7 protein-coding genes and 1 pseudogene are annotated in these 9,553 nt (G+C 71.2%); 6 read left to right on the top strand and 2 right to left on the bottom strand.

Annotated features, from left to right (window positions below; translation table 11 throughout):
- Positions 1–62: 62 nt before the first annotated feature.
- A complete protein-coding gene (locus P1P70_RS34120) occupies positions 63–698 on the bottom strand; it encodes a class I SAM-dependent methyltransferase (RefSeq protein WP_413471612.1) in 636 nt (211 codons plus the stop codon).
- 158 nt (positions 699–856) lie between these two features.
- Positions 857–1,486, bottom strand: coding sequence for a DUF3043 domain-containing protein (locus P1P70_RS34115; RefSeq protein WP_319244736.1), 630 nt, complete (start codon positions 1,484–1,486; stop codon positions 857–859).
- Between the two features lie 344 nt (positions 1,487–1,830).
- Here P1P70_RS34115 and P1P70_RS34110 point away from each other — a divergent pair, with 344 nt between their 5' ends.
- The 6 genes and pseudogenes from P1P70_RS34110 to P1P70_RS34085 form a co-directional block, all read left to right on the top strand.
- The gene (locus P1P70_RS34110) at positions 1,831–2,631 is read left to right on the top strand and encodes a PspA/IM30 family protein (RefSeq protein WP_060884980.1); all 801 of its coding nucleotides are present in this window, start codon (positions 1,831–1,833) and stop codon (positions 2,629–2,631) included.
- 28 nt (positions 2,632–2,659) lie between these two features.
- Positions 2,660–2,938, top strand: a complete 279-nt coding sequence (gene pspAA / locus P1P70_RS34105) for a PspA-associated protein PspAA (RefSeq protein WP_319100113.1) — start codon at positions 2,660–2,662, stop codon at positions 2,936–2,938.
- Positions 2,939–3,147: 209 nt separating this feature from the next.
- Positions 3,148–4,389, top strand: a complete 1,242-nt coding sequence (locus tag P1P70_RS34100) for a sensor histidine kinase (protein ID WP_319244733.1) — start codon at positions 3,148–3,150, stop codon at positions 4,387–4,389.
- Positions 4,390–4,446: 57 nt separating this feature from the next.
- Entirely contained in the window at positions 4,447–5,136 is a 690-nt protein-coding gene (locus P1P70_RS34095; RefSeq protein ID WP_319244731.1) for a response regulator transcription factor, read from the top strand.
- Positions 5,137–5,340: 204 nt separating this feature from the next.
- Positions 5,341–8,475, top strand: a complete 3,135-nt coding sequence (locus P1P70_RS34090; protein WP_319244729.1) for an efflux RND transporter permease subunit — start codon at positions 5,341–5,343, stop codon at positions 8,473–8,475.
- 131 nt (positions 8,476–8,606) lie between these two features.
- A pseudogene (locus P1P70_RS34085) lies at positions 8,607–9,482 on the top strand (serine/threonine-protein kinase); the annotation flags it as partial.
- Positions 9,483–9,553: the final 71 nt, after the last annotated feature.

The raw sequence follows: 9,553 nt of genomic DNA, 5'->3' as shown, positions 1-9,553 counted from the left end.
TTTCCTTTTTTGTGGGGTCGGAAGTGTGTATAAGGGACAGGGGCGGCGGGGGCGAGAAGGACTCAGCCGCGCACACCGCACAGGTGCAGCAACGCCGCCACCTGCCGATAGGGATCCGTCCGCCCGGCCCGCTCCTCCGCCGCGAGGAGCACGTCGAGATCGCCGGCCCCCTCGGGCAACGCCGCGTCGTCCGCCGCCAGATCCGTGAACACCCGCACCCCGTACCACGCGTGCAACGGCGCCCCGATCCCCCCGAGCGCATCCGTCAACGCGTCCAGCCGATCCGCCCGCACGTCCAGCCCGAGCCGGTTCCGGTACGCGGTGGTGTCGAACGCGGCCAGCGCCCCGGCCCAGTCCCCGGCGAGCCCCGCCCGCATCGCGAGAGCGTCCCCGTTCCGGACGAGCAGCGACAGCAGCCCACCCGGGGCCAGCATCCGCGCCAGCCCGGCCAGCAGGGCGTCGGGCTCCTCGACGTACATCAGGACCCCGTGACACAGCACCACGTCGAAACTGCCCGGCAGGAAGTGCACCCCCGTGTCCCGGCCGTCGCCCTCGACGATCCGCATCCGCCCGCGAATGCCCTCGGGCTCGGCGGCGACCGCCTCCCGGGCGACGGCGATCAGCTGCGAGTCCCGCTCGATCCCGGTCACCGCGTGCCCGGCCCGGGCCAGCCGCAGAGCCTGCGTGCCCTGCCCCATGCCCACGTCGAGCACCCGGAGCCGCTGCCCGACCGGGAAGCGTCCGGCTATCTGCTCGTCGACCTGGCGGGAGACCAGCTCCTGTCGTACGACCTCACGCAGGGTGCCCAGTCGGTCCAGCCATGCCTGCGCGGCACCTGCGGAGAAAGGGGTCGTGCTCAGGGCCGCTCTCCGCGCTTGACCTGCGGCTTGGGCAGCCGGAGGCGACGCATCTGGAGCGTGCGCATCAGGGCGTAGGCCACGGCGCCCTTCTTGTTCGCGTCGGGGAAGCGCGCGTTCAGCTGCTTCTTCAGACGGAAGCCCAGGCTGATGGAGTCGACCACGATCAGCACGATCACGAAGAGCCACAGCAGCAGCGCGATGTTCTTCAGCGAGGCCTGCGGAAGCGCGCTCAGGATGAGGATGACGACCGCCAGCGGCAGGAAGAACTCCGCGATGTGGAACCGAGAGTCCACGTAGTCACGGGCGAACCTGCGGACCGGGCCCTTGTCCCGCGTCGGCAGGTACCGCTCGTCACCGGTGGCCAGCGCCTGGCGCTGCTTCTCCATCGCGGAACGGCGCTCGTCGCGGGAGCGCTTGGCGGCCTCCTTGCGCGTCGTCGGCGTATTGGCGACGCTTCGGCGCTGCCCCTGGGCCACACTCCGCTTCGGAGTGGGACGCCCCTTGGGGGCCTGCGGGTGACGGGTCTGCTGGGAGTCGGTCACCGGCGCCTTGTCGGCGGCCGATTCCTTCTCGTTCTTGGCGCGGCTACGGAACACAAAACCCAAGGGTACGGGGTGCCGGGGCATGGACCCCAGCCGAGTGGGGAACGATCCGGCAACACCCGGCGTCCGTACTGGAGACAGAGCCGGGACGACAGTGGACGGGGAGACCCGTAAAGCCGGAGAAAGTCGGAAAAGGGGGAGCGCGGGTGACGGTTCGGCCGTAGCGGGGCTGAGGAATTCCGGGGGACGGCCCGTACGTGACCCCGGGAGACACCTACTCCCTACGCCGGAGCGATGCCGCACACAGTCGTCCTTGGGGATGACCGCATCCGTCCCCGAACAGTGCGGTAATGGATGCAGGGCCCGTACTGTGGGTTCTGTCGCAGACCTGTGAGCTGGAGTCCGTCAGAAGGGGGCGCGCGAAGCCCATGAGCGGTGTCATGAAGCGTATGGGGATGATCTTCCGCGCGAAGGCGAACAAGGCCCTTGACCGGGCCGAGGACCCGCGCGAGACCCTCGATTACTCGTATCAGAAGCAGCTGGAGCTGCTCCAGAAGGTGCGCCGGGGCGTGGCCGACGTCGCCACCTCCCGCAAGCGCCTGGAGCTCCAGCTCAACCAGCTCCAGTCCCAGTCCTCGAAGCTGGAGGACCAGGGCCGCAAGGCGCTCGCGCTCGGTCGTGAGGACCTGGCCCGCGAGGCCCTCTCGCGCCGCGCCGCGCTCCAGCAGCAGGTGACGGACCTGGAGACGCAGCACTCCACCCTCCAGGGCGAGGAGGAGAAGCTCACCCTCGCCGCGCAGCGCCTGCAGGCCAAGGTCGATGCCTTCCGTACGAAGAAGGAGACGATCAAGGCCACGTACACCGCCGCCCAGGCCCAGACCAGGATCGGCGAGGCGTTCTCCGGCATCTCCGAGGAGATGGGCGACGTCGGACTCGCCATCCAGCGCGCCGAGGACAAGACCGCCCAACTCCAGGCCCGGGCCGGCGCCATCGACGAACTGCTCGCCTCCGGAGCCCTCGACGACCCGTCCGGGATGCACAAGGACGACATCCAGGCCGAGCTGGACCGCCTCTCCGGCGGTACGGACGTCGAGTTGGAGCTCCAGCGCATGAAGGCGGAGCTGGCGGGCGGCCCGTCCGCGCAGCAGCAGGCCATCGAGGGCGGCACCGGCCAGTCGGCGCCGCAGCAGCAGTCCCAGCGCCAGGACACCCCGCGCTTCGACAAGTAAGGGGAATCTCGTCCCCGAGGAGGGCGACATGATCGTACGGATCATGGGGGAGGGGCAGGTGAGGCTGGACGACGTCCACTTCGCCGAGCTGAACAAGCTGGACGACGTACTCCTGGCGGAAATGGAGGTCGGCGACGGTCCAGGCTTCCGCCACACCCTCCACGCCCTCCTGGACAAGGTCCGCGAACTGGGCACCCCCCTCCCCGACGACTCCCTGGAGCCCTCGGAACTGATCCTCCCGTCACCAGACGCGACGCTGGACGAGGTCAGAGAGATGCTGAGCGACGACGGCCTGATCCCGGGGTGAAGGCACGGGGCGCAGCCCCGGCCTTTCAGGGGCGCGGGGAACTGCGCGACCAGCCCCCACCGGACGGACGTCTGGGGGTCGAAGGGGCACAGCCCCTTGCCGAGGATGGGACGGGTAGGGGCGGCGGGGGCGAAGAAACCCTGCCCACCCTCACAGGTACCGCCACCACCAGTTCCGCCCCCCACAACCGCCCCGTACCGTAAACAAGCGTGAGCACCCTCCACCGGGCCAGGACCTGGCTGACCGCGCACCCCCTCGCGCTGGACGCCACCCTCGCCCTCGGCGTCCTCGCCGCGATGGTCGCCGGCTCCTTCGTCGACCCCAACGCCGACCACGGTGACAAGTGGGGCGCCCGCACCCCCGACGCCCTCAGCCTCGCGCTCATGGTGCCGGCCGCCGCCGTCCTCGTCGCCCGCCGCCGCGCCCCCATGGCCGTCCTGGCCGCGACCTGCGCCCTCACCCTCGCCGAACTGGTGACCGGAGACCCGCGCGCCCCCGTGGCGATGTCCGCCGTCATCGCCCTGTACACGGTCGCCTCCGCCACCGACCGCCCCACCACCTGGCGCGTCGGCCTGCTCACGATGACCGTGCTGACGGGCACGGCCATGCTCGCCGGGCCGCTCCCCTGGTACGCCCAGGAGAACATCGGCATCTTCGCCTGGACCGGCATGGCCGCCACCGCCGGCGACGCGGTCCGAAGCCGCCGCGCCTTCGTGCACGCCATAAGAGAACGCGCCGAACGGGCGGAGCGCACCCGCGAGGAGGAGGCCCGCCGCCGGGTCGCCGAGGAACGCCTGCGGATCGCCCGTGACCTGCACGATGTCGTCGCCCACCACATCGCCCTCGTCAATGTGCAGGCCGGAGTCGCCGCGCACGTCATGGACAAGCGGCCCGACCAGGCCAAGGAGGCCCTGGCCCACGTCCGCGAGGCCAGCCGCTCCGCGCTCGGCGAACTGCGCGCCACGGTCGGGCTGCTGCGCCAGTCCGGCGACCCCGAGGCGCCCACCGAACCCGCCCCCGGCCTGGTCCGGCTCGACGAACTCGTCGGCACCTTCCACAGCGCGGGCCTCGCGGTCGAGGTGGTCCGCGCCGACGAGGGGGTGAGCCTGCCGGCCGCCGTCGACCTCGTCGCGTACCGCGTCATCCAGGAAGCCCTCACCAATGTGCACAAGCACGCCGGTGAGGCGGCGAAGGCCGAGGTCAGCGTCGTACGCGTCGGCCCGAACGTGGAGATCACCGTCCTCGACAACGGCACCGGCAAGACGGTGACGGACGACGAGGACCCCGAGAACCCCGAGGGGGGCGGGCACGGCCTCCTCGGTATGCGCGAACGCGTCGCCGCACTCGGCGGCACCCTCACCACCGGCCCCCGCTACGGCGGCGGCTTCCGGGTCCATGCGATCCTGCCGCTCAAGACCCGAACGACCACCGCGGAAGCCGTACGACCGTGAGCCGCACGGTCGGGGCGGCGGCCGTACGACCGTGACCAGCGCCCCGGGGGACCCCGTATGACGATCCGTGTCCTGCTCGCCGACGACCAGGCCCTGCTGCGCAGCGCCTTCCGGGTGCTCGTCGACTCGGAGCCGGACATGGAGGTCGTCGGGGAGGCCTCGGACGGGGCGGAGGCGGTGCGGCTCGCGAAGGAGGAGCGGGCGGACGTCGTGCTGATGGACATCCGGATGCCCGGCACGGACGGCCTCGCCGCCACCCGCATGATCAGCGCCGACCCGACGCTCGCCCGGGTCCGCGTGGTCATCCTCACCACCTTCGAGGTCGACGACTACGTCGTGCAGTCGCTGCGCGCCGGCGCCTCCGGCTTCCTCGGCAAGGGCTCCGAGCCGGACGAACTGCTCAACGCGATCCGGGTGGCCGCCGACGGAGAGGCGCTGCTGTCGCCCACCGCCACCAAGGGCCTGATCGCCCGTTTCCTCGCCCAGCCCGACGACTCGGCCGACGGCGAGGGCGGAGCCGCCGCCCGCTCGGAACGGCTCGCCACCCTGACGGGTCGTGAGCGCGAGGTGCTCGGCCAGGTCGCCGGCGGGCTCTCCAACGACGAGATCGCCGAGCGGCTGGAGGTGAGCCCGCTGACCGTGAAGACTCACGTCAACCGGGCCATGGCGAAGCTCGGTGCCCGCGACCGGGCCCAGCTGGTGGTCTTCGCGTACGAGTCGGGCCTGGTACGACCAAGGGTGGACTGACGGCCGCCGGGGACTACTCCACTCGGAGTATGCGCGGCATAAGGAAATGGCCCTGGGGAGCGAGGGAACAGGGGTCCCCGATGGCCCAAGGTATGAGGTGAGCGCTCACATCCGCTTCACACGGGCGACACATGGGGGGAAGCAAGCCGCATGTGGCATGGGCGTTCGTCACCCGCTCACGCCACAGAAGAGAGACCCTGACCCATGTCCTGGCTGTCCCGGTTCAGCCTCGCACAACGGGCCCTCGTCGGTCTGATGTCGATCATCGCGCTCGTCTTCGGGGCGATCGCGATACCCCAGCTCAAGCAGCAGCTGCTGCCCACCATCGAACTGCCCATGGTGTCCGTGCTCGCCCCCTACCAGGGCGCGTCCCCGGACGTGGTCGAGAAGCAGGTCGTCGAGCCCATCGAGGACAGCCTCGAAGGCGTCGACGGCATCACGGGCGTCACCTCCACCGCCAGTGAGGGCAACGCCCTGATCATGGCGTCCTTCGACTACGGCCCCGGCACCGACCAGCTCGTCGCCGACGTCCAGCAGGCCGTCAACCGGGTCCGGGCGCAGCTGCCGGACGATGTGGACCCGCAGGTGATCGCGGGCTCGACGGACGACATGCCGACCGTCGTCCTCGCCGTCTCCTCCGGCCAGGACCAGCAGGCCCTCGCCGACCAGCTCGACCGGACCGTCGTGCCCACGCTGGAGGGCATCGACGGCGTCGGTCAGGTCACCGTCGACGGCGTACGGGACCTCCAGGTCACCGTCACCCCCGACGACGCGAAGCTGGCGAAGGCCGGCCTGACCACGATGGCCCTCTCACAGGCGCTCCAGGCCGGCGGCGTCACCGTCCCCTCGGGCTCCTTCGACGAGGACGGCGCCAACCGCACCGTCCAGGTCGGCGGCGGCTACACCTCGCTGGAGCAGATCGAGAACCTGAGGGTGCGCGGCGAGGGCGCCAAGAAGCCCGTACGTCTCGCCGATGTCGCCGCCGTGAAGGAGGAGCAGGCCAAGGCCGATTCCATCACCCGTACGAACGGTGAGCCGAGTCTCGCGGTCATGGTCACCATGGACCGGAACGGCAGCGCGGTCGCCATCTCCGACGCCGTCGAGGACAAGCTGGCGGACATGCGCCGCGACCTGGGCTCCGGTGCCACCGTCACCGTGGTCAGCGACCAGGGCCCGGCGGTCGCCAAGTCCATCGACGGCCTGACCACCGAGGGCGCCCTCGGCCTGGTCTTCGCGGTCCTGGTCATCCTGGTCTTCCTGGCGTCGATCCGCTCGACCCTCGTCACCGCGGTGTCCATCCCGCTGTCGGTGGTCCTGGCGCTGATCGTGCTGTGGACCCGTGACCTCTCCCTCAACATGCTCACCCTCGGCGCGCTGACCATCGCCATCGGCCGGGTCGTCGACGACTCGATCGTGGTGCTGGAGAACATCAAGCGGCACCTCGGCTACGGCGAGGAGCGCGAGGAGGCCATCCTCAAGGCGGTCCGCGAGGTCGCCGGCGCGGTCACCTCCTCCACCCTGACGACCGTCGCGGTCTTCCTCCCGATCGGCCTCACCGGCGGCATGGTCGGCGAGCTCTTCGGCAGCTTCTCCCTGACCGTGACGGCGGCCCTGCTGGCCTCCCTCGTGGTCTCGCTGACCGTGGTCCCCGTGCTGTCGTACTGGTTCCTGCGCGCCCCGAAGGGCACTCCCGAGGACGCCGACGAGGCGCGCCGCAAGGCCGAGGAGAAAGAGGCGAAGAGCCGCCTCCAGCGCCTCTACGTCCCCGTCCTGCGCTTCGCCACCCGCCGCCGGCTGACCAGCCTGGCCATCGCCGCCGTCGTCCTGATCGGCACGTTCGGCATGGCCCCGCTGCTCAAGACGAACTTCTTCGACCCCGGTGACCAGGAAGTCCTCAGCCTCAAGCAGGAGTTGAAGCCCGGCACCAGCCTCGCGGCGACCGACGAGCAGACCAAGAAGGTCGAGAAGCTGCTCGCCGACGCCAAGGGCGTCAAGGACTACCAGGTCACCGTCGGCTCCTCCGGCTTCATGGCCGCGTTCGGCGGGGGCACCGACACCAACCAGGCCTCGTACAGCGTCATGCTGGACGACTCGGCCGACGCCGCCGGCGTCCAGGACACGATCGAGAAGGGCCTCGCCGGGCTCTCCGGCATCGGGACGACGACCGTCGCGGTCGGCGACGCCTTCGGCAGCCAGGACCTGAGCGTGGTCGTGAAGGCCGCCGACGGCGAGGTGTTGCGCAAGGCCGCCGAGCAGGTCCGTGACGCGGTCTCGACGATGGACAACGTCTCCGACGTCACCAGCGACCTCGCGCAGAGCGTGCCGCGCATCTCGGTGAAGGCCACCGACAAGGCGGCCGCGGCCGGCTTCGACGACCAGAGCCTCGGCGCGGCCGTCGCTCAGGCCGTCCGCGGTACGACCAGCGGCCGGGCCGTGCTCGACGACACCGAGCGGGACGTCGTCATCAAGTCGGCGAAGCCCGCCGAGACGCTCAAGGAGCTGCGGGACCTGCCGCTGGGCGCGGTGAAGCTGGGCGACATCGCGGACGTCGCGCTGGTGGACGGCCCGGTCTCCATGACCCGGATCGACGGCCAGCGGGCCGCGACGATCACGGCGAAGCCCAAGGGCGACAACACCGGCGCGGTCAGCACCGACCTCACCGCCAAGCTGGACGCCCTGAAGCTCCCCGAGGGCGCCACCGCGTCCATCGGCGGTGTCTCCGAGGACCAGGACGAGGCCTTCGCCTCCCTCGGCCTCGCGATGCTCGCGGCCATCGCGATCGTCTTCATGCTGCTGGTGGCGACCTTCCGGTCCCTGGTCCAGCCGCTGATCCTGCTGGTCTCGATCCCGTTCGCGGCCACCGGCGCGATCGGCCTGCTGATCGTCACCGGCACCCCGATGGGCGTCCCCGCGATGATCGGCATGCTGATGCTGATCGGCATCGTGGTGACCAACGCGATCGTGCTGATCGACCTGATCAACCAGTACCGCCGCCAGGGCTACGGCACGGTCGAGGCGGTCATCGAGGGCGGCCGCCACCGCCTGCGTCCCATCCTGATGACGGCACTGGCGACGATCTTCGCGCTGCTGCCCATGGCGCTCGGCATCACCGGTGAGGGCGGCTTCATCGCGCAGCCGCTGGCCGTGGTCGTCATCGGCGGTCTGATCACGTCGACGCTGCTGACGCTCCTGCTGGTCCCGACCCTCTACACGATGATCGAGATCCGCAAGGAGCGTAGGGCGAAGAAGAAGGCCCTGAAGCGGGCGGGCACCCCGTCCGAGCCGACGAAGCCGGAGTCGGGCTCGGAGGCGGAGGAGCCGGAACCCGCCGGCGTCTGACACCCCGGGAGGTCCCGGGCGGCCGGGTCGTGGAACCGAGAGGTTCCGCGGCCCGGCCGCCGCGCTTCGCCCTTACGTATCCTGTGCCTCGAATCGCTAGTCGGGCTGCTTTTCGGGGGAGGGACCAGGGCGTGCCGCTGCGCAGCGACGACCCCAGATCGGTCGGCGGGTACAAGGTGGTCGACCGGCTGGGCACCGGCGGAATGGGCGTCGTCTACCGGGCGAGATCCCGCTCCGGCCGAGAGGTCGCCGTGAAGGTGGTGCACGCCCAGTACGCGCAGGACGCCGTGTTCCGCAGCCGGTTCCGCCAGGAGATCGACGCCGTCCGCAAGGTCAGCGGCGCCTTCACCGCGGCGGTCGTGGACGCCGATCCGGAGGCGGAGCGCCCCTGGATGGCGACCCAGTACGTGCCCGGCCGCTCGCTCGCCCAGCGGATCCGCGACCACGGCCCGCTCCGTGACACCGAACTGCGCCCCTTGGCCCTGGGACTGGTGGAGGCGCTGCGGGAGATCCACCGGGCCGGCGTGGTGCACCGGGACCTGAAGCCGGCCAACGTGCTGATGGCGGACGACGGCCCCCGGGTCATCGACTTCGGCATCTCGCGCGCGACGGAGAACCTCGCCCTGACCGAGACCGGCCAGATGATCGGCACCCCGCCGTTCATGTCCCCGGAACAGCTCACCGACGCCCGTACGGCGGGCCCGGCCTCGGACGTGTTCTCGCTGGGCACGCTGCTGGTGTACGCCCTCACCGGGCGGGGCCCCTTCGACGCGGACAGCCCCTATCTGACGGCCTACCGGGTGATGAACGACGAACCCGTGCTGGACGGGGTGGACCCGCGGCTGGGCACCGTACTGACGCGCTGTCTCGCCAAGGGGGCCGCCGACCGGCCCGGACTCGACGAACTGGCGCGGGAGTTCGAGGCCGTCCTGCCGGAGCCGGAGCCGGGGTCCCTGCCGTTGGTCACCCGGCGCGAGGACGCCGCTGCCGCCGCCACGGAACCCCCCCTGTAACCCGCCGCGCACCCGGCCCCGCCCCCCCCCCCCACCCCCCCCCGCCCCGCCCCCCCGCGCGCGGC

Source organism: Streptomyces sp. MB09-02B (assembly GCF_033794485.1).
In the GTDB taxonomy this organism is placed as follows: Bacteria; Actinomycetota; Actinomycetes; order Streptomycetales; family Streptomycetaceae; genus Streptomyces.
This window is presented reverse-complemented; position numbering and strand designations above follow the sequence as displayed.